This window comes from Streptomyces corchorusii (genome assembly GCF_001514055.1).
In the GTDB taxonomy this organism is placed as follows: Bacteria; Actinomycetota; Actinomycetes; order Streptomycetales; family Streptomycetaceae; genus Streptomyces; species Streptomyces olivaceoviridis.
On record NZ_KQ948416.1, the window covers coordinates 1 to 587 of the forward strand.

At 71.4% G+C, this 587-nt stretch carries 1 pseudogene; it reads left to right on the forward strand.

Going from position 1 to position 587, the window contains the following annotated elements:
- Nucleotides 1-587 (forward strand): annotated as a pseudogene (locus AQJ11_RS45075) (hypothetical protein); the annotation flags it as partial.

The following is a 587-nucleotide window of genomic DNA, read 5'->3' on the forward strand; positions in this document are numbered from 1 at the left end:
TCCCTCAGCAACGACCCCGCCACCACCGGCACCGACAACGACGGCCCCGACACCGCGAGCGGGGACGGCTCCGACACCGACACCATGGTCGGAGACAACGACACCGCCCGGCACGACGACGTCCAGACCTTTACCGCAGCGGACGGCAAGCAGAACTGGAACGACGACACAGCCACCCTCATCGACGACGATCACACCGCCTGGCACTACAGGCAGAAGAACAACACCGACCCCACCCACGGCACCAGACACACGGACACGCCCGCACCACCCCCATCCTCACCCACCCACAACGCCCACCTGGACGCCAGGACCGGCCGGCAACACACACCCACCGCCACCAACCCAGCAGAAACACCCGCACACACAACCCCCCCACCCCTCACCACCGCCCCCACTCCGGCACCACGCAGTCCCGCCGCCACCAACCCCGCACCCGCACCCGTCCGCGACCCCGCGCCACGGTCAGCCCTCACCCCCACCACCCGAGTCCAAGCACCCGCCGCGAACCCCGTCCCCGCAACCACCCCCGGCCCCACCCCGACCGCCCCCCACACCCCACCCCGCCCGACCGGCGCAGCGACCAA